Raw genomic sequence first — 20,732 nt, 5'->3', positions numbered from 1 at the left:
AGAATTTAGCATTGAGAGAATGGAAATGTCCAAAGTGTGGTGCAGTTCATGATAGAGATATAAATGCAAGCAAGAATTTGCTAAAATTAGCCATGTAAAATGGTTTATCTAGGGAAGGAACAGCCCTTTGAGCGTGGGATAACTTGCTCCGTTGGGAGTATTGACCACGAAACCACCACTTCTATAAGTGGGGGTAGTTCACTTACGTGGTATAATTTGTATATGCAAAATTAGGACTATGGCACAACGAGGGTAGGACTTTTTCAAACAAAGAATAGCATAGAATTGATTAAGCCGTAGAACCGATGCCCAACAAATCCTTAATGGGGCTAAGCAAACATAACTTTTTAAACAACCTGAATATAAACTTTATATTATTAAAACCTTAAAAAGGAGGTATATTTATGGAAAAGATTAAAGTAAAACAAATGTCCCTTGAAGAGGCTAAAAAGCTTGGAATTGACAATTGGGGAAGATGGAGCTGCGGTGTTTCTAAATTCGACTGGGAATACGATGAGACTGAAACCTGCTATATTTTTGAGGGAGAGGTCATAGTTACAACTCCAATTGAAACTATAACTATAAATGAAGGGATGCTGGTTACATTTCCAAAGGGATTAAAGTGTACTTGGGATGTAAAAAGGCCAATAAACAAGGCATATACCTTCCAAGATATTATTTAAAAAGCCTCAGTTATATACTAACTGAGGCTTTTTATAAATTGGTTTAAATTTTGTGGTACTCCGCAGGCAAAGTTTTTGCACACATAGGCCTTAGGCTCTTTATTTATTTCTATATCTTTTATATGAGGTATTAGTTCATCTGCCTCCCTACTGTTTTTGGCAATTATTATTGCGTTTTTAATATATTTTTTTCTTAAAGTCTCTAAAAACTTGTCTATTTCTCTTTTATCTTCTGCTGCAATCACAATATCTATAGGCTCTGAAAGGATTAGATCCTGTACGTATAGTGCAAAGCTGTGGGCGGATTTAATCGACTTTATCTCCTTTGCAAAGCAATTTAATGTTTCTTTTGCAAAATTTAAATATTTTATATCACCTGTAATTCTATAGAGAAGATATAAAACATAAGATGCAACAGAATTTCCAGATGGAACTGCACCATCGTATATTTCTTTGCTTCTTAATATTAAATCAGAAGACTTTTCTGCATAAAAGAAGGCTCCCTTTTCTTTGTCCCATAATTTCTCAATCATCTTTTCAACTAAACCTATTGCCTCTTTTAAATATATTGTTTCAAAGGTTGCTAAATAAAGTTCTAAAAGGCCAAAGCTAAAAAAGGCATAATCATCAAGAAGTGGTTCAAAGCTGTATTCTCCGTCCTTATACCTATGCTTAAGCCCTTTCTTTGAAAGGGACAGTATAAAATCTGCTGCTTTTTTTGCCATATCAATGTATTCAGCATTATTAAAAACAAAGCCTGCCTTTGAAAGGGCTGCAATCATAAGCCCATTCCAGTCGGTTAATATTTTTTCATCCCTTAGGGGCCTAATTCTGTTTTTCCTAAATTCAAATATTTTGTTTCTAATAATCTCTAACTTATCCTTATATTCTTCAAAAAACTTAATTTTATAAAGGATGTTTTGTCCTGTTCTTTCACCTGTTGCCTCATCTTCAAAGTTTCCCTCTTCCTTTATGTTATATACCCTCTTTACAATTTCAAACTCCTCTTCAGATAATATGTTTCTTAATTCATCATATGTAAAGGTGTAAAACTTTCCTTCCACTCCTTCACTATCTGCATCTTCCGCAGAATAAAAGGCACCCTCTCTTGATGTCAAATCTCTTTTTACATATTCTATTACCTTTCTTGCTACCTCCTTATACCTTTTCTCTCCAAAGACTCTGTAAGCTTCAGTGTAGGCTAAAATAAGCAGTGCTTGGTCGTAGAGCATTTTTTCAAAGTGAGGAAGCTTCCATTCTCTATCAGTTGAGTATCTGTGGAACCCATAACCAATGTGATCAAAAATTCCACCCATCATCATTGCATCTAATGTTTTTGTTACCATCTCTTTTATGTCCTCATCCTTTTTATCCGCATATACATTCATCAAAAATAGTAAATTGTGGGGAATTGGAAACTTTGGCCTTTTATTAAACCCTCCATAGAGCCTGTCAAATATGACTTCAAACTCATTTGCAGCCTCTAATACATCCTCCTTTGTTATTTCTCCTTTTTTATCTTCTTTGTTTAGTTTTGCAAGCTCTCTATAGAGTTTCTCTGATGAGTCTAAGAGTTTTTCCCTGTCATTTTTCCAAAGTTCATCTATCCTCTTTATTAAATCCTTCATTCCTATTCTATTATACATTGTTTCCTTTGGTATGTATGTTGCTGAAAAGAAGGGTTTTTTATCTGGCGTCATAATTATTGTTAATGGCCAGCCTCCGTGCCCCGTCATCATTTGACAGTACATCATATATATGCTGTCTATATCTGGCCTCTCTTCTCTATCAACCTTTATGCAGATAAAGGTGTCATTTAGAAGCTCGGCAACCTCTTTATCCTCAAAGCTCTCCTTCTCCATTACGTGGCACCAATGACAGGTGCTGTAGCCTATACTTAAAAATATTGGCTTATCCTTTTCTTTTGCCTCCCTGAAGGCCTCTTGTCCCCAAGGATACCAATCAACAGGGTTGTGGGCGTGTTGAAGAAGATATGGGGATTTTTCATTTATCAATCTATTCATTTTAATCACTCCCTCACACTTTTAAACTTATTTTTCCCTGTTTTAATAAAATTAAAAATAAGAAAACAAAAGGCAGCAAACACCTTTTGTTTTCTTATTCAAGATATTTCTCTAATTCCTTTATATCCTTCATATCAATTATTTCAATTAAAATTATATCAATTATCTCTAAAGACAAGTTCCTCAATTTTCCCTTATATTCCTCTGGTACTTTACCAAACTTTTTAACGAGCAATTTAAGTATAGTTTCTATCTTACCTTCCTTCAATCCCTCTTCTCTTCCCTTTTTTATACCATCTTCAAAAATCATTCTTCCTATATCTGTCATTTCAAACACCTCCCATATACTCTTTTTAATTTCATCATTACCAAACTTATTAAGCAGTGCAAACAGCATACTAATACACTGAATTTTATTTTCATTACTTTTAATTTGAGCTGCTGCCTTTATACAGTTTACAGCCCTTTGTGCCTTATCTATTTTACTACTCATCAAAGGAATAAAAGTTAATTTTAGTATATCCACATCATCAAGATTATCTCCCTGTTCTATCTTTTGTTTTATATTTTCGAATATACTATCACCATCTAAACTACTCATATAAAATGTCTTTATAGAATATTTAATACTTCCCATGTTCAACTCTGAATTTACATCTTTTATATCAGATGAATAAATAACTATTGTTTCTATTTTTCTATTTTCTCTGTACACAAAGGATGCGTCATAGAACAAAAATCTTCTTAAATCACTTTCTTTATTTGTTGTTTGAAACTCAAAATGAATATAACTTCCATCATCAGCATAAAAAATATAATCAGTATAATTTGTATTAATCTCAATATTTTTAATTTCTGTGTTTGCTGGAGCTATTATTTTTTTGTCGATCCCAAAAAATTTTACTGCACTTTGGGCAAATAAGTTAAGAGCATTTTTCATTACTGCATCTTCAATTTTATTATAATCCATATACACCCCTCTTTTCTATAGTGTATTTTTATGGAAGTATTACCTCCACAAAACTATTATCTACAATAAAAGCAAAATTATGCGAACACAAGTTCGATTTTGATAAACAATAAAGGGTGGATGGTAATTTTTATAGACTTATTTTCAAAATTTTCTTGATTTGTTATTTGAACTATGTTATAGTTAATCTTGAAATCTAAATTTATCCAAAATCAAATTTAAGGAAGGGAGGTTGTACTGATGACTATAAGAATATTTTTATCAAACAAATTGAATATTTATATACCTTTGGTACAGCCTGACCTTAATGCGTCCAATTGAGCTTTTACCCTTTTGTAAATCCGGTCATAGGTTTTGTGCCTATGGCCTTTTTTATTTTTAGTTGGAGGTGATAATATGTTTTTCAAATTTATGAAGGGATATAGGTTAAAATACATCTTTGCAAGTATATCCATCATAATTTCATCCTTTTTGTCGGTAATCATACCTATCATTATCAAAACAAGCATTGACTCTATTATCGGAGATAAAAAAATTGAAGGTCGGATTATTCTATATTTTTTTAACCTTCTTGGAGGAAGGGATTATTTAAGAAAACATCTTTATATTGTTGCCCTACTTATAGTTTTAATCACAGCACTTAATGGACTTTTTATGTATATAAAGGGGAAATGGGCAAGTGAGGCTGCAGAGGCTACTGCCAAAAATTTAAGAGACAACCTCTACAGCCACCTTCAAAAGGTTTACTACAACTTTCACATTGAGGCAAAAACAGGAGACTTAATTCAAAGATGTACATCAGACGTTGAAACAATAAAGAGCTTTTTGGCTGTACAGTTTGTTGAAATAGGAAGGACCGTTTTTATGGTTTTATTTATACTCTCTATTATGTTTTACTACAATGCTGTATATGCCCTAATTTCAATATCCCTTATTCCTTTTATATTTGCTGCCTCCTATATATTTTTTAAGAAGGTAAAAAAGCAGTTTCAGCTATGCGATGAAGCGGAAGGAGAAATGTCTGCAGTACTTCAGGAGAATTTAACAGGTGTTAGGGTTGTTAAGGCCTTTAATCGTAAAGAATTTGAAATTGAAAAGTTTGAAGAAAAAAATAGGAAATATAGGGATCTTCTTTTAAAACTTATGAGAACCTTTGCCTACTTTTGGTCATCATCTGATGCTATGTGTATGCTTCAAACCTTCTTGGTTGTAGTATATGGTGTTTTTCTTGCATCAAAAGGAGCTATAACACTTGGAACGCTTATAATATTTATAAGCTACATAGGTATGCTTCTTTGGCCAATAAGACAGCTTGGAAGAATATTATCTGATATGGGTAAGAGCTTTGTTGCAATTGGACGTATAAACGAGATTTTAAAGGAACCTGTTGAGGATTCTAATACTGGATTAACACCAAATATCGAGGGAAATATTGAATTTAAAAATTTATACTTCTCCTACAGAGATGGTAAGGATGTTTTAAAGGATATTACATTTAGTATAAAAAAGGGTGAGACGATTGCAATAATTGGGCCTACTGGTTCTGGTAAGTCCACTTTGGCATATCTATTACTTGGACTTTATGACTATAATAGAGGTTCCATTAAACTTGATGGTGTTGAACTTAAAAAGATAAACAAAAACTACCTAAGGCAGAATATTGGACTTGTGGCACAGGACTGCTTCCTCTTTTCAAAAACTTTAAAGGAAAACATAGCAATTTCAACAAAAAATGTAGAGGATGAAAGAATATATGAGGCAAGCAAAATTGCCGATATACACGATACAATCTTATCCTTCGAAAAGGGATATGAAACACAGATTGGTGAAAAGGGTGTTACATTATCTGGAGGTCAAAAACAGAGGGTTGCAATTGCAAGATGCGTTATAAAAGACTATAGAGTACTAATATTTGACGATTCCTTAAGTGCAGTTGATACAGAAACTGAACAACATATAAGAAATAGGCTTAAGGAGAGGAGCAAAGATACCACAACAATTATAATAACCCACAGACTTACAACTGCCCACGAATGCGACAGGATAATTGTACTTGATAAGGGGACAATTGTTGAAATGGGAAGCCACGATGAACTTATAAAAAAAGGTGGCTTCTACAGGAGGCTGTGGGATATTCAAAGTCAGCTGGATGAAGAATAAGGTGGTGATTTTATGGAGATTAGAGAACAGGAGTTTAAAAAGAATTTTGATTTACATCTGTGGAAAAGACTATTTGATTTTTTAAAGAAGTATAGAAATTCCGTATTCTTTTTAATTTTTGTTATGTTTGGGGTTGGAGTCATAGATGCAACCTTTCCAATATTAAATAAATATGCTATAGATAATTTTGTTAAAAACAACTCACTTGATGGTTTCTATAAATTTGTATTAATCTATTTAACGCTTATTGCAGTTCAGGTGTTTAATGTGTGGTGGCTTATTGCACTTGCTGGGAAGATTGATATGGGACTATGCTATGATATTAGAAAAAGTGCCTTCAAAAAGCTTCAAAGGCTCTCCTTTTCCTACTACGACAAAACACCTGTTGGCTGGATTATGGCAAGATTAACATCTGATGTTGCAAGAATTGGAGACACTTTGGCTTGGGGCATTGTAGATTTTATTTGGGGTATTGCAATTATGGGTTCCATTGTTATATATATGTTTATACTAAATGTAAGGCTTGCTCTTATAACCTTAAGCGTTGTACCTATTCTTGCAGTTTTGAGCATCTATTTTCAGAAAAAGATTTTGTTTGAATACAGAAAGGTGAGAAGAATAAATTCACAGATAACAGGTGCATTTAATGAAGGCATAATGGGAGCAAAGACCTCAAAGATATTAAATATTGAAGATAAGAATATTGATGAATTTAAGGGTTTAACAAAGAGTATGTTCTCTTCATCGGTTAGAGCTGCTATTTTATCCTCAATCTATATGCCCCTTGTTATGACTCTCGGAAGCATTGGTACTGCCCTTGCTCTTAACTTTGGAGGAAGGAGCGTAATGCTAAATACTATAAGCTTTGGTACCCTTGCTGCATTTATATCCTACTCTATTCAGTTTTTCGATCCAGTTAGAGAACTTGCAAGGGTTATGGCAGAATTTATTTCTGCACAAACTGCTGCAGAAAGAGTTATATCTCTAATTGATACAGAGGTTGAAATTAAAGATTTTGGAGAGCTGTCACAAATCAAAAAAATAAATGGAGATATTGAGTTTAAAGATGTTTCTTTTTCATATAAGGCTGGAGAGGATGTACTTGATAATTTCAACCTTAAGGTAAAGGCAGGTCAGAGCATTGCACTTGTTGGCGAAACAGGGTCTGGAAAAAGTACAATTGTTAATCTTTTGTGTAGATTCTATGAACCAACAAGAGGGACTATTTATATAGATGGAATGGACTACAAATCCATACCTCTGTCAAAGCTTCATTCAAGCCTTGGGTATGTACTTCAAACACCGCATCTTTTTAGTGGTACAATAAGGGAAAACATTCAGTATGGTAATTTACAGGCAAGTTTTGAGGAGATAGTTGAGGCGGCAAAGCTTGCCAATGCTCACGAATTTATTATGTCTCTTGAAAAGGGTTACGATACAGAGGTTGGTGAAGGTGGTTCTAAGCTATCTGTTGGTCAGAGGCAGCTTATATCAATTGCAAGGGCTATTGTTGCAAACCCAAGTATATTTATATTAGATGAGGCAACCTCCTCTGTAGACACTGAAACAGAGCATATGATACAGCAAGCAATTTCAAAGGTTTTAAAGGGAAGAACAAGCTTTATAATTGCCCATAGACTCTCTACAATAAAATCTGCAGATAGGATACTTGTAATAAAGGATGGAAAGATTATTGAAGATGGAAGCCACAGGGAGCTTATAAAAAAGAGGGGGTACTATTACAGGCTTTATACAAATCAGTATATATTAGAGCAGGAAAAGAAAATATTTGGGTAAACATAAAAATCCTATGCGGTATATACCTCATAGGATTTTTTAATCTATTTATTTTTATATAAACAAATATGACACTGCATTAAATAAATATCCAATTATCAATATTCCTAATGAAACAATTGATACAAATATTGTTAAAAGCTTTGGCTTTACTACTTTGCTAAGCATTATCATTGATGGAAGTGATAGAGCTGTTACTGCCATCATAAATGAAAGTATTGTTCCTATTCCTACTCCCTTTAAGAATAGAGCCTCTGCTATTGGAAGTGTACCAAATATATCAGCATACATTGGTATTCCAACCACTGTTGCAAGTAAAACTGAGAATGGGTTCTTGCCTCCAACAACATTTTCAATTATATTTTGTGGTATCCAGTTGTGTATTGTTGCACCAATTCCTACACCTATTAAGATATAGAGCCATACTCTTTTTATAATGTCTCTTACTTGTCCCTTTGCATAGTCTATTCTATCTTTTCTTGTCATCTCTGGAACTTCTACATCAACATTTTCAATCTCTTTTACATAACCCTCTACATATTTTTCAAGTCCAAGCTTATCAATTAAAGTACCACCTATAACTGCAAGTATTAAACCTACAATAACATAGGCAAGAGCAATCTTTGGCCCAAAGAAGGACATAAGAAGTAAAAATGATGCGAGGTCTACTAATGGTGATGAAATTAAAAATGAGAAGGTTACGCCTAATGGAAGTCCTGCTGATGTAAAACCTATAAATATTGGAATACTTGAACAGCTACAGAAGGGAGTTACTGTTCCAAGTAGTGCTCCAAGTATATTTCCCTTTATCCCTTTTATATTTCCAAGTATCTTTTTTGTTCTCTCTGGTGGAAAATAACTTTGTATATAGGATATTAAAAATATTAAAACTGAAAGAAGTATAAATATCTTTATTGTATCATATATGAAAAAATGTACACTTCCACCTACTCTTGCATCTACATCTAATCTTAAAACCTTTTCAACAAACACTCTAACAAGATCAGATAACCATTTCATCTTTAAAAGTTGGTCGTTTAACCAGTTAAAAATCATACCTAAAATTGACATCTTTTCGCCTCCTTGTATAAGAATTTAATTATATAATTATATTATTGATTCTTTTAAATATTGTCAATAGATATTATAAAAATAAAAAAGTTTATTATTAGAAAAGTAAAAAGTCCCTCTGTCTGTATGGTACATACAGCGAAAGGGATTTTATCCATAAACCACTACAATAATACAAGCTTCTATTACAAATTTGTTGAAAATTTTATCTAAAAATTTTCACTTTTCTTTATAATTTCTACATCGTCTGCTGGATAGATTTTTAGACTAATTTCTCCTGCTGCATCCCTACCTACAAACTTTATTCTTCCTGTTCCCTTTAGAACATCTAAATCTACGCTTCCCTCAAGGGTGCCTTCTAAAATTTTTGTTATATTATTGTTAGCATCTATAAATACAACTTTAAAATGTCCAGTTTTTATTTTTGCATTAAAGTCTATTTTTATTTTCGAATTTTTTTTTGCCTCAACATAATATATAGTCTCCATACCCGTAAATCTTCCAAATTTTATTGTTGTTTTGTTGTTAACAGTCATACCGCTTCTTAATCCATATGTATAGCTGTCCCCATCAGATACTATCTTTTTATCGTCATCATATAGACTCCTTTGATATGCTGTACCTTTGCATCCAGCTGTAAATAGAAGAATTAAAATGGATATTAAAAGTATGATATATTTATTTTTTGACCTTCCCATAAATAACCTCCCTAATGCATAAGATAACATTATATATTACGAGCTTTTTTGGATAAATATTCCACAACCTTTTCATATAATATTTTATGTACTTCTGGGTATGTCAAATTATCTGGAGTTTTTATAAAAAAACCTACCTCTTCTATTTCACTTTCGGGTAAACTACCTATTTTTTTAATTTCTGCGTAAAATAATCTGCTGTACGTTGTTTTTTTATTTAAAGTAACAGAGTAATCGCATATAGGTTCAATGTTATAATCAATAGCACCCGTTTCTTCAAACAACTCTCTTTTTGCTGCTTCATCAACAGTTTCAAATTTTTCCTTATGTCCTACTGGCATCTCCCAAGTATATTTTCCCTTTTCACGAACAAACACCCACTTGTTATTAAAAGTAGCAAAAATATATACATAATTGAAACTGTCATCTTTAATACTTCCTAACTTAAAAAAAGTTACTTTCATAGATTAATTACCTCGTATTTAATAAGTTATACGTAATATAGCTGATATTTTTTTATATATATTCTAAATATAACTTCCTCAACAAAAGAAAATAACCCTGTTGTAATAAAGTATATACCTATTGCCACTGGTGCTTTTATTGTAATAAGTAGGCTAAAAATTATATTAAATATAAAGGTCGATTTTGCAGTCTCACTTTGTTTAAAAATTTTAAAATACTCTATATAGGACAATAGATTTGGACTTAAGGATACTAAAACATAAACAAAAGGAACAATATAATATTTATCTGGGAATTTAATACTACTTACCCAAGGAATTAATATAGATTGTGCTCCTATTGGCATTTTCAGAATAGCAAAATAGAGGGTTGAGATAATTGGAATCTGCAATAAAGTAACCAGACATCCAAACATACTTTTTGCACTTTCTTCGTAATACTTTTTCATTTCGCTTTCTAACTTGCTTGTATCATTTTTGTATTTTTCCTTTATTTCATTTAATTTTCTTGATAAATTCTGCTGCTTTAACATATTTATTCTTTATTTTATTGATATTGGTAAAAGTAAAAACCTAACTAACAGAGTTAATGTTATAATTGCAATCCCCCAGTCACCTGTAACATTAAATAGATAGTGTAGTAAATAATTAAAAATACTTGACAAAATACCCATATAACCACTCCCATATTTTGTTTGTTTTTTTAAATTATTCAATTTATATATACCTTAATTATATATATTTCATTTATAGATGTAAATATTATTAAAAAATAATATAAAAATATTTGTAAGACTTTTATCAGTTTATTTCCTTAAAATCATATGCCTTTGGGGTTTTAACGTTACATCTGTTACCACAATGCCTTCCCTTTGGGATAAAATGAAATCAACAAAAGCTGCTACTTCTTTGGCTTCTATGTAGGTATCCTCGTCTTGTCCCTCTTTAAAATTTGCACTTCTATAGAAGTTCGTCTTTGTCATATCTGGATGAATTGTTACAACCTTTACTCCATATTTTCTAACCTCATCAAATAGACTATTTGCAAAATGAGTAAGCCCTGCCTTTGTTGCTGCATAAGCACAACCATAGGTACTCGATTTTTTGGCAGTTATTGAAGATATGTTTATTACATACCCCTTATTTTTCTTCAAATCCCTAAGAAGCTGTTGTGTTAGAATAAGTGGTACTTCTAAGTTAGTCTTTACCATTTCATCTATCTTTTTAGGATTTAATTCTTCGTGGGGACCAAAATATCCAACTCCAGCATTATTGACTAATACAAAAACCTCTTCTTTTTTTCGTATTTCCTTTACTTTTTCACACAAAACATCTATATCCATTAAGTCACAAACAACCTTTATAAAATTTTCATTTTCATAATCTACTTTTGAAAAATCTCTACCAAATCCATATACTTTAAAGCCCTTTTCTATTAAAACTTTGCTTATTTCAAATCCTATTCCCGAGGATGCTCCTGTTACAATAGCCGCCTTCATCCTATCATCCCTTCATATATATATTTTTTCTTTTTCAACATACCTTGCAATTAAGCCATAAACATATCCTATCATATTCCTTGAAAGTTCCTTGTCATAGCTACAAACTCCCTCTACAGTATCATAGGGGAAATTTAAAACAATTGAATCTGGTCTTTGTTTTCTCATCCTTTTTAGATAATCCTTTGAAACCCTAAATAGACCAATACTTACATCATATATTTTATCTGCATCTATATTACTAAAAACTTCTTCTATCAAATCTCTATACTCATCTCTCCAATTTTTTATATACAAAATTGGGTCAAAACAAAGCCTCACTCTAAAGCCCCTATCTAATGCTTCCTTTATGCTTTTAATTCTTCTTTTTAAATTTGGGGTTCTATGTTCATACTTTTGTATTACCCCCTCTGGAGAAAGTGTCCAAGCTAATATTATATTATCTTGGGACTGAATGTCCTTTATTAAATTAAAATTTGCACTTTTTGTTCTTATTTCTATTGTTAAATCACTATTTTCCTTTGCAAATTCTATAAATTTCTTAACATAATTTGTAAGTCCTTCTAAGGCCAAAAGGTCTGTATCATAGGATATGCAAAGATATAAAGGATGCATACTTAAAAGTCGGTTTATTTCTTTGAAATAGTCATCTATATTAACAAAAATAACAATATTTGCGGATGTGTACATACCTTGTAGGTAGCAATACTCGCAGTCATATATGCAGTTCATCATAATTGATGTATAGTAAAAATGCTTGTTTCCAAAATCCTCACATACATCTGCACCCTTATATATCAAATTGTTCTGTTTTACCGCAAGAATGAGCTTTGGACTCTTTTTTTGAAGATAAAAGTCTTGATTTGCTCTTGAAAATATGTCCTTATAATGCTCTATCTCTATTACTTTTGATTCCTTAAACCTTTTTAAAATTTCCTTTGTCAATTCATATTCCATCGCCCTTTTTTCAACATAAATATGGGAAAAGGCTCTATTTAACAATCCTTCTTTTAAGCTCTGCAAGATGCATCTTCCCTTCATTTTTTGATTTACATTCTATTTTTAAATATGTATCTATAAGTTCTGTTATATCGTTGTCTAATAGTTTGTGATAAATCATAAGCTGCCTAAACTCATTTTCCATTGTAGCAGACATCTTTAGGTTTTCTGATGCCCTTTTTATAAGTTCCTCTTCGGTCTGTGTTAGAACTTGCCTACTTCCATTAAAATTATTTTTTATGTAGTTTATCCATTCTATCACTCTATTTATATTTTTTTCTATAACCTTTATTACAAAATGCTTATCTATATTTTCTACATCTAAATAATCAGAAACAACTTTTATAAAGAATATTTGGTGAGGCTTAAAAAATACCGATGCTGCCTGATATAAAGAAGAGGCCTCCATATCAACTAAAAGTTCATCAGACTCCCCTTTAAAAACTAAATTTGAAAAGGTTTCAATGCTCGCCTCTTTAAATGGGTGTTTAATAAGTAGGTCGGAATAATAGGTAAACTTGGTATCGTTATCGGTTATTTTGCTGCATAAAAACACTTCTCCCTGTGGAACTTGTTTATCTTTTGTACCACATATGCCAAAGTTTATGTAAAGGTCATTTTGGGTAATTTCCTGCCTTGATAAAAGATAAGTTAAGGCGACTGCAGACTTTACTTTGCCAACACCTGTTATTATTAATGTAACTTCATCATTTTTAAAAACTTCAAATTTATTTATGCTGTTATCTCTTTTTAAACCTAATCTTTTTATTATTTCCTGTGCCTCTATGTACATTGCAGTTGATATGTATATCATCTTTGATACCTCACTCTTTTAAATGGCATCCTTATGGATTATAACTTTTTTGTATTATATCCAATTCATATTATAATACAAATTTTTTCAAATACAAATTAACAAACGCTTTTAATTTTATTTTTAACAATTGCGTATTGTATTAAATAAATAATATGCCTTGAATATACTTATTAAAAAAAGATGTCAACCATAATTATTTGATTGACATCTTTTATATTTTTTCACTTAATCTATTACTGTTATTATATTAATTATTATAGTTCTGGCTATTTATTTTATTTTCGAAATAATTCTGTTCTACCCTCTCATAAGCATTATAATTATCATCCTCTATACTTTTACCGTCAAATTTTATCTCAATTCCATTGCTAAAATAATCTATTAAATCTAAAGCAGCATAATAGTATCGGTAAGGTAAATCATAAAAGTCATATTCTTGTCTACTAATAAATATTATTTTGCCCTCCTCTGAATTATATGCATCAAGTAACACACTGGCTTTGAACAAAATTTTACCAAATGCATAAAGTTCGAGGGTATCTCCATTAATTTTAATAAATGATGATGCAAATTTTGGATCTATGTTTTGCATATCAATATTAAATTCCCAAATTCCTTTAATATCATTTAATTCTAATTGTTTTTCATATAAAATAGATTCACCATATTTTATATAATTAAAATCATTTACATTATCGATAACTTTCTGTGGCTTATCTTTAATATCCTTAAATAGATATATTTCTGAATTTTCTTTTACATATGCAACATTATTTGTATTTGTAGGTAATTCAAAATTATTTACGTCAGTATCGACTTTTACTGCATCCTTACCTTTTTCTATAACATACAATTCATTATCTTTGTTTAATCCAACAAATCTTTCACCATTAAAACTATACTTTTCTAAATCAGAACTAATTTTTTGTTTATCACCAAGGTTTTCCACCCTATATAAAATGTCTTCATTATTAATGAATAAAATCATACTACCATCTTCATTAACAAAGTATTCTTTAACTTCGGAAGCAATTTTGTTTTTTTGTTTATCTTTTAGAAAATATAAGTTTTTATCTTCATCTGTGAAATAAATACCTTTAGAAGAGTATTTATAATAGTTAACATTAGATATAATCTTTTCTGGTTCCTTACCAACTTTCATTTCATAAAGTTCATTTTCCATAACAAATAATAAAGTATCCTCATTTATAAATGTTGCATTTTCATATTTTTTGCTTGAAATTTTTTCTTTTTCATCCTTTTCAATATTATAAATATATGTACCTTTATCATCGCAATATATCAATAGTTTACCATTAGAGGACAAATTAAAACCGTATTCATAAGATAAACTATTTGTAATTTTTTTGATATCTTCTCCTTTTTTATATATTTTTAGATTTTGCCAATCATCATAAACAATAACTGAAAAATCTTTAGAATATTTTAAATTTAACAATGCATTTGATATTAATTTTTCTGCTTCCCAATTATCCATATTTATTAAATAAATATCTGCAACAGCAGTATCTAATGCACAATCAGCTAAAAGTAAAAAATTGTTATATATACCCAATACTCTAAAATAAATAATATTTTTTTTAATTTCTACTGCTTCAGATTGTGGTTTCTTAGCAAAAAGTTTACCATTTGAATCTACAAATAGTATTGTATCAATTTCTGGAATATATTCTATAGTATTATCAGACAAATATCGTCCAATTTTTATTTCATCTTTTTTATTATTAACTGCATTTATAACTTCTGCATTGGCATTAGAATGATCTTTATATTTAACTGTAATAAAATAATTATTATCTATTTTTGTACTTTTTGAACTACAACCTGGCAAAAATAATATAATTAGAATAATCATTAAAAGTCCATATATATTATTTTTTTTATAATGTATTTTTTTTGTATCCAAAATACTGTCACCTCACACAATCTAATTAGTTCTTTTAAACAATGCACCATTAAAGTTATAAAAAATTAATTTCACAAATAAAATCAATCTAAATACTTATTTTAAAATTTAATTTTATATAATTGTTACATTCCCCCTTTGTTATGTTAATTATTTTTAAAAATTAATGACTATATTACACTATTATACCATTAATATAAAATATTTAAATATATATTTTTCAACATTTTTCTACATAACATTCTTAATACATATTTCCCTTAATTAAACTCTCTCTTCTATTCCTCTTTTTAGTTGCTTCTACTTTTTATTTTTGTTTTATTTTAAACTGTATAGTTCAAAATTATTAACTAAACTTATATAAACAAATATAAAAATTATAGGGGTTAGATATCTCTAACCCCTCCTGTATTTTTAGGTACTGTCAAATATTTTTATATATCTAAGACAGCAACCCATTAATTTTACTTAATTTTTATATAAATAACTTGCCACCCCACTAAAGTTAATATATTTTTGAATTACCACAAACAAAAACATAACTTTTAAAAAGGAGGCAAGTTATTACCATGATTAATTTTGTACTCATTGAATACATAATATTTCTTACTAAAATTATAAAATATCTTCTTACATTGCTTTTAGGTAAAAACTTTCTAAAAGACCCATCTAAAGATATAGCAATTAAAGAGGACTATCAAAAATTACAAGTAGATGCACTTCCTATTTTTGAGCGTTTCGAAAAGCTATACTATAAACAGCTTTTAAACGAATATAAAAACACTTATGGTAAAGAACTTAAACCTGTTAAGCAACGTAAAGTTAAAAATACTATACCCAAAGATATTGTATGCCCTAAATGGGTGCTCCGCACATATATTTATATGACAATAATGGCGGTAGAGGTCAATACCTTTGTAAAGTATGTTCTACAACTTTTCATGATAAAAATCGTTATCAAAAGGATGTCATACTTAGATGTCCACATTGTGGTAAAGTACTTAAAAAAATCAAGCACCGTAAGGATTTCTATGTTTACAAATGTAAAAATGATGAATGTAGCTACTATAAAAGCAAATTAAGTTCAATGAGCAAAGAAGAACAGGAAGATTTTAAGAAAAACCCACATAAATATAAAGTTAGATACATTTTTAGAGAATTTACATTTGATTTTGTACCTCTATCAAAAGAAAGCCCTGTTACTTCCAAAGTTTCTCTACCAAAGATAATGACATCTTCATACACATTAGGATTAGTGTTAACATACTACGTTAACTATGGTCTATCTTCAAGAAAGACAGCAGCTTTACTTTATGATGTACATGGTATAAAAATATCTCATCAAACAATTCTTAACTACGTTAATTCAGTATCAGTAATAGTAAAGCCTTTTATAGATAATTATGAATACGAATTATCTAATTCCTTTTGCGGTGACGAAACCTATATTAAAGTTAATGGTAAATGGAATTATATTTTCTTTTTCTTTGATGCAGTTAAGAAAATAATTCTTTCTTACAGAGTATCACCAAACAGGGATACAAAAACTGCAGTAAAAGCTATAGATGATGTTTTGTCTAAACTAAAACAAATACCAGAAAACTTAAAACTTATAACTGATGGAAACCCTATATATCTTCTTGCACAACACTTTTTTGCAAGCCATGGTATAAATTTTGATATTATACAAGTTATAGGTCTAACTAATGAAGATGAAGTTTCAGCAGAATATAGACCATTAAAACAAATAATCGAACGTTTAAATAGAACATTTAAAGGTAATTACAAACCTACGACAGGCTTTGGAAGTCCTGACGGTTCAATAGCTTTTGTCACAATGTTTGTAGCTTATTTTAATTTTTTAAGACCACATTCAGCATTAGAAGGTAAAACTCCTGTAGTACTTAAAGAACTTGAGAAATTACCAACAATGCCTGATAGATGGTGTAAGCTCATTGAACTATCTCAAAATTATTGTATATCTCAGGCTATCGCCTAAGACTTATATAAAACAGCCATTTGGCGAATGTTTGTCAAGGGCAACTGCAATTGAATTTTAATTTCTTAATTTTTTTAAGTAGTTTTTCATAAACTTTTTACACTACCTTTTATTAAATAAAATTTTTATCATAAACCCAAAAGGGCTTAAGATTAACAATTATATGTTTAATTCAAAACTTTAAATTTTTATTAAAACGTTTTACTAAAAAGCTGTGTTACACTTTTAGTACAGTATATTTTATTCAGTAATGATTAATGATTTTTATGATGATTTTTTATTAATTTAAACAAGTTAAATTAGAAAATATTTATCAGCAGACAATAGAGAAACAAACTTATATTAATTAACAGTTTTATTTCAAAATGTTTCCTGTAAAACTATCTTATTTTAAATAAATTAAAATTGATATGTATAATAGTTATAAAAACACTTATATTTAATTACAATTACTTATATTTAATTGACATTTTACTTATATTGCATTAAAATTATATTGTAAAATACTTACTGAGGTGGTTTATGTTTCAGGAAGAAAGAATGCAGCATATATTAGAATATCTTCAGGTAAATAAACGTATTAGTGTTGAGGAAATATGCAAGCTATATAACGTGTCACGTGATACTGCAAGGCGGGATTTAGTTAATCTTGAGAAAAAGGGACTTATTGTGAGAACACACGGGGGAGCAATTCTCCCTCTTGCCCACGAAAGAATAAAACCATACAAAGAAAGACTACACTTTGACGTTGAAGAAAAGCATAAAATTGCAAAGACTGCAGCTTCCCTAATTAAAGAGGGAGATACAGTTATATTAGATACTTCTACAACAGTTCAGGCCTGTGCAGAACTTATGGAGGATATTAATTGCAATGTTATAACAAATTCTATCAACGTTGCAGATGTTTTGTCTGCTAAAGTTAATGTAAATACCATTTTATTAGGTGGAAAGCTAAACCAAGAACACAGGTTTTTATACGGCCACAACACTATTAATATGCTATCAAACTATTTTGCAGATAAAGCCTTCTTAGGTGCACTTTCAATAACAAAGAATGGAATATTTGTTGCTGATGATGAGGATGCTGCTGTTATGCAAAGTATCATAAAGCAGTCAAAGGAGACTATTGTTTTAGCTGACCACACTAAGTTTAGTAACACTGCTGCCTTTAGGGTATGTAGTTTATCTGAAATTGATATTATAATTACCGATAAAAGTCCAAATGAAGGTTTTATAAAAACCCTTAAGGAAAATGGAGTAAATCTTATTATAGCAAAATAATGGAGGGATTTAATTGAAGCTTATTGTTTCTGATTTAGACGGTACTTTGCTTAATTCTAAACACGAAATAAGTAAAGAGAATGTAAAGGCTCTAAGGACTGCAAAGGAAAACGGATATGAAGTTGCAATTGCGACTGGCAGGATATACACAGATGTATTAAATATATTAAAAAAGGCTGATATTGAGGCACATATAATTTCTGGAAATGGCTCAACAGTCCACACCATAGAGGGTAAAAAAATAAAAAGCTGGAGTATACCAAAGGATGAGCTAAAGGCTGCTATTCATTGGTTAATAGACAATAACTTCTTTTTACAGCTACTGACGGATAAAAATGTATATTTACATTATGATTTTAAAAATACTATAAAGGAAGATTATAAGTTAGCCAAAAGCAACAACCCTAAAATAACTAAAGAATATATCGATATCACTATGAATTTAATTTTTTCACAATATGGAATTAAATATTTTAACGACATAGATGAGCTCTTAGATTCAGACTTAGAATTCTGCTGTATTTCTTCTATGTCCTTTGATGAAAACAAATTAAACTATGGTAGGGAATATGTTAAAAATTTTAAAGGACTATCCTCTGTTATATCCCATAAATATAACTTTGAATTGGTTTCAAAGGATGCATCAAAGGGTAATGCCCTTGAGTATCTTGCAAAGCATTTGAATATAAGCCTTGATGATGTAATTGCCTTTGGAGATAATTTTAATGATGTGTCTATGTTTAAAAAGGCTGGCATTAGCGTTGCAATGGGAAATGCAGAAAATGAAGTAAAAAGAATGTGTCGATTTGTTACATTAACAAATAATGAAGATGGTGTTGCAAATTTTATCTACAGACACCTTGAAAAAGCTAATGCTGAATCTACCCCAGCGTGACCATTTGGGCGTTATGGGGGAATAAAAATAAGTGATATGGCTGCCATATCACTTATTTTTATTTATTACATTTGAGTTGAATGAGTTTTATTAAGTGCTTCTGCGTTAGCTTCTTTAATAATTCTTCTTCTATTTAAGTACATAAACCAAAGAGTAAATAAAGTTATAATTGTTGCACCTACATATCTAAGCTCAATTAACTTTGTAATCACCCAAGGAATTGGACTAGCCGCATAATCAATTGATGAAACTAATGTTGATTCACCTGGCATTGCAAAATTAACTTGTTTTGCTGCTGTTGTAAATAATGGAGCTAAGTTAGTCGCAAATAGTAGGCCAAAAATTATAATAAAGATTCCAACTATTAAAGTTCTCAAAACATTTCCCTTAGTTACAGGTACTATTAACACAAACATAAATGGTAGTCCTGCCAAAGATGCAAATGGTAAAAATGCATTTCCTGGTATTATTACTGATAATAGTAAAGTAATTGGTACAAGAAGTAGTGATACAACAAGGGTTGTTGGATGTCCTATACTTACTGCCGAATCAAGTCCAATGTATAATTTTGAATTACTCTTAAATTTTCTTTCTATTAGGCTTTGTACAGCTTCTGATACTGGCATTAGTCCTTCCATAAGAAGAGCTGCCATCTTTGGTATTAAAACAAGAACAGCACCCATTGTAACTGCAAGTGTTAGTATTTGTTTTAAATCATATTTTGCTATAATTCCAAGTATTGCACCTATTATAGTACCTAAAAATACTGGTTCTCCAAATACACCAAATTTTTTCTGTAATGTTTCTGCATCAATTTCTACATTGTTAATACCTGGTATATAGTCTAATATTTTATTTACTATAATTGCAATAGGAACAAAACCTGCTGAGAATCCATGAGGAATTGATATTCCTTCAAGTCCTAATTCTTCTTCTACTCCTTTTGCAGTAAGATCGCCTATTATCATTATAATTATCATATTAATAACTGCTGCAAATATTCCCCATCCTACACTGCCAGTTAAAACTGCAATTATTGATCCTGTAAATGCAAAATGCCAATAGTTCCAAATGTCAATATTAACTGTTTGTGTTGTTTTTGTTAAAAGCATTATTATATTAACTAATAATCCTATAGGTATCATTAATGCACCAACTTTAGAACCAAATGCTATAGCTGCAGCTGCTGGCCAACCTACATCTATTACGTTTAATTGTAGTCCAAAATTCTTAACCATCTGTTGAGCTGCTGGTCCAAGATTATCTGTTAAAAGTCCAATAACTAAGCTTAAACCTATAAATCCGATACCTACTAACAACCCAGACTTAATGGCTTTTCCAAACTTTACACCTAACAATAATGCAAATATAGAAAATATTATTGGCATCATAACGCTTGGTCCCATATCCATAATATAATTTATAATACTCATTATTTTATCCCCCTT

The 20,732-nt window shown here is 30.3% G+C and carries 20 protein-coding genes; 8 read left to right on the top strand and 12 right to left on the bottom strand.

The features are described 5' to 3' along the window. A partial coding sequence (locus tag JG776_RS06655) for a zinc ribbon domain-containing protein (RefSeq protein WP_291965875.1) occupies positions 1-98 on the top strand: 98 nt, incomplete at its 5' end. Between the two features lie 306 nt (positions 99-404). Further along, on the top strand, positions 405-683 hold the full coding sequence (locus tag JG776_RS06650) for a cupin domain-containing protein (protein WP_073249096.1): 279 nt from the start codon (positions 405-407) through the stop codon (positions 681-683). Between the two features lie 17 nt (positions 684-700). Here the strand turns inward: JG776_RS06650 and JG776_RS06645 are convergent, their stop codons facing one another. Together JG776_RS06645 and JG776_RS06640 are read right to left on the bottom strand one after the other, a co-directional pair. Continuing rightward, on the bottom strand, positions 701-2,707 hold the full coding sequence (locus JG776_RS06645; protein ID WP_291965868.1) for a thioredoxin domain-containing protein: 2,007 nt from the start codon (positions 2,705-2,707) through the stop codon (positions 701-703). A gap of 94 nt (positions 2,708-2,801) precedes the next feature. Beyond that, positions 2,802-3,677, bottom strand: a complete 876-nt coding sequence (locus JG776_RS06640; RefSeq protein WP_291965867.1) for a DUF4351 domain-containing protein — start codon at positions 3,675-3,677, stop codon at positions 2,802-2,804. Between the two features lie 396 nt (positions 3,678-4,073). On the opposite strand from JG776_RS06640, the gene JG776_RS06635 reads away from it, so the two are divergent. Then, positions 4,074-5,837, top strand: coding sequence for an ABC transporter ATP-binding protein (locus tag JG776_RS06635; protein ID WP_291965866.1), 1,764 nt, complete (start codon positions 4,074-4,076; stop codon positions 5,835-5,837). Between the two features lie 12 nt (positions 5,838-5,849). Then, positions 5,850-7,634, top strand: a complete 1,785-nt coding sequence (locus JG776_RS06630) for an ABC transporter ATP-binding protein (protein ID WP_291965865.1) — start codon at positions 5,850-5,852, stop codon at positions 7,632-7,634. Between the two features lie 54 nt (positions 7,635-7,688). Here JG776_RS06630 and JG776_RS06625 read toward each other — a convergent pair whose 3' ends face one another. The 9 genes from JG776_RS06625 to JG776_RS06585 all read right to left on the bottom strand — a co-directional run bounded on the left by JG776_RS06625 (position 7,689) and on the right by JG776_RS06585 (position 15,109). Then, positions 7,689-8,705: a permease gene (locus JG776_RS06625; protein WP_291965862.1), complete on the bottom strand. Its 1,017-nt coding sequence runs from the start codon at positions 8,703-8,705 to the stop codon at positions 7,689-7,691. A gap of 209 nt (positions 8,706-8,914) precedes the next feature. Beyond that, positions 8,915-9,403 carry a hypothetical protein gene (locus JG776_RS06620; protein WP_291965860.1) on the bottom strand — a complete coding sequence of 163 codons (489 nt, stop codon included), beginning with the start codon at positions 9,401-9,403 and terminating at the stop codon, positions 8,915-8,917. A gap of 29 nt (positions 9,404-9,432) precedes the next feature. Beyond that, positions 9,433-9,867, bottom strand: coding sequence for an NUDIX domain-containing protein (locus JG776_RS06615; RefSeq protein WP_291965858.1), 435 nt, complete (start codon positions 9,865-9,867; stop codon positions 9,433-9,435). Between the two features lie 26 nt (positions 9,868-9,893). Further along, entirely contained in the window at positions 9,894-10,400 is a 507-nt protein-coding gene (locus JG776_RS06610) for a YidC/Oxa1 family membrane protein insertase (RefSeq protein ID WP_291965856.1), read from the bottom strand. Positions 10,401-10,409: 9 nt separating this feature from the next. Next, the gene (locus JG776_RS06605; protein ID WP_291965854.1) at positions 10,410-10,541 is read right to left on the bottom strand and encodes a hypothetical protein; all 132 of its coding nucleotides are present in this window, start codon (positions 10,539-10,541) and stop codon (positions 10,410-10,412) included. A gap of 132 nt (positions 10,542-10,673) precedes the next feature. Further along, positions 10,674-11,366: an SDR family oxidoreductase gene (locus JG776_RS06600; RefSeq protein WP_291965852.1), complete on the bottom strand. Its 693-nt coding sequence runs from the start codon at positions 11,364-11,366 to the stop codon at positions 10,674-10,676. Positions 11,367-11,378: 12 nt separating this feature from the next. Then, positions 11,379-12,389, bottom strand: coding sequence for a spore photoproduct lyase family protein (locus JG776_RS06595; RefSeq protein ID WP_291965851.1), 1,011 nt, complete (start codon positions 12,387-12,389; stop codon positions 11,379-11,381). After that, positions 12,358-13,179, bottom strand: coding sequence for a hypothetical protein (locus tag JG776_RS06590; protein ID WP_291965849.1), 822 nt, complete (start codon positions 13,177-13,179; stop codon positions 12,358-12,360). The genes JG776_RS06595 and JG776_RS06590 overlap by 32 nt, the downstream gene beginning before the upstream one ends. A 250-nt stretch (positions 13,180-13,429) precedes the next feature. Beyond that, positions 13,430-15,109, bottom strand: a complete 1,680-nt coding sequence (locus JG776_RS06585) for a hypothetical protein (protein WP_291965847.1) — start codon at positions 15,107-15,109, stop codon at positions 13,430-13,432. Positions 15,110-15,678: 569 nt separating this feature from the next. Between JG776_RS06585 and JG776_RS06580 the strand changes: the two genes are divergently transcribed. The 4 genes from JG776_RS06580 to JG776_RS06565 all read left to right on the top strand — a co-directional run bounded on the left by JG776_RS06580 (position 15,679) and on the right by JG776_RS06565 (position 19,284). Continuing rightward, the gene (locus JG776_RS06580; RefSeq protein ID WP_291965845.1) at positions 15,679-16,191 is read left to right on the top strand and encodes a hypothetical protein; all 513 of its coding nucleotides are present in this window, start codon (positions 15,679-15,681) and stop codon (positions 16,189-16,191) included. Between the two features lie 5 nt (positions 16,192-16,196). Next, complete coding sequence (locus JG776_RS06575; protein WP_291965843.1) at positions 16,197-17,108, top strand: DDE-type integrase/transposase/recombinase; 912 nt, start codon at positions 16,197-16,199, stop codon at positions 17,106-17,108. A gap of 522 nt (positions 17,109-17,630) precedes the next feature. Further along, positions 17,631-18,389 (top strand): DeoR/GlpR family DNA-binding transcription regulator, encoded by a 759-nt coding sequence (locus JG776_RS06570; RefSeq protein WP_291965842.1) that lies wholly within the window; start codon positions 17,631-17,633, stop codon positions 18,387-18,389. Between the two features lie 13 nt (positions 18,390-18,402). Continuing rightward, positions 18,403-19,284, top strand: coding sequence for a Cof-type HAD-IIB family hydrolase (locus tag JG776_RS06565; protein ID WP_291965840.1), 882 nt, complete (start codon positions 18,403-18,405; stop codon positions 19,282-19,284). A 65-nt stretch (positions 19,285-19,349) separates the two neighbouring features. On the opposite strand, the gene JG776_RS06560 is transcribed toward JG776_RS06565, so the two are convergent. Next, positions 19,350-20,717 carry a PTS transporter subunit IIC gene (locus tag JG776_RS06560; protein WP_291965839.1) on the bottom strand — a complete coding sequence of 456 codons (1,368 nt, stop codon included), beginning with the start codon at positions 20,715-20,717 and terminating at the stop codon, positions 19,350-19,352. Positions 20,718-20,732 lie beyond the last annotated feature (15 nt).

The organism is Caloramator sp., from assembly GCF_020054765.1.
GTDB lineage: Bacteria > Bacillota > Clostridia > Clostridiales > Caloramatoraceae > Thermobrachium > Thermobrachium proteoclasticum.
The sequence above is the reverse complement of the archived record's forward strand: the minus strand, read 5'-3'. Positions and strand labels throughout refer to the sequence as shown.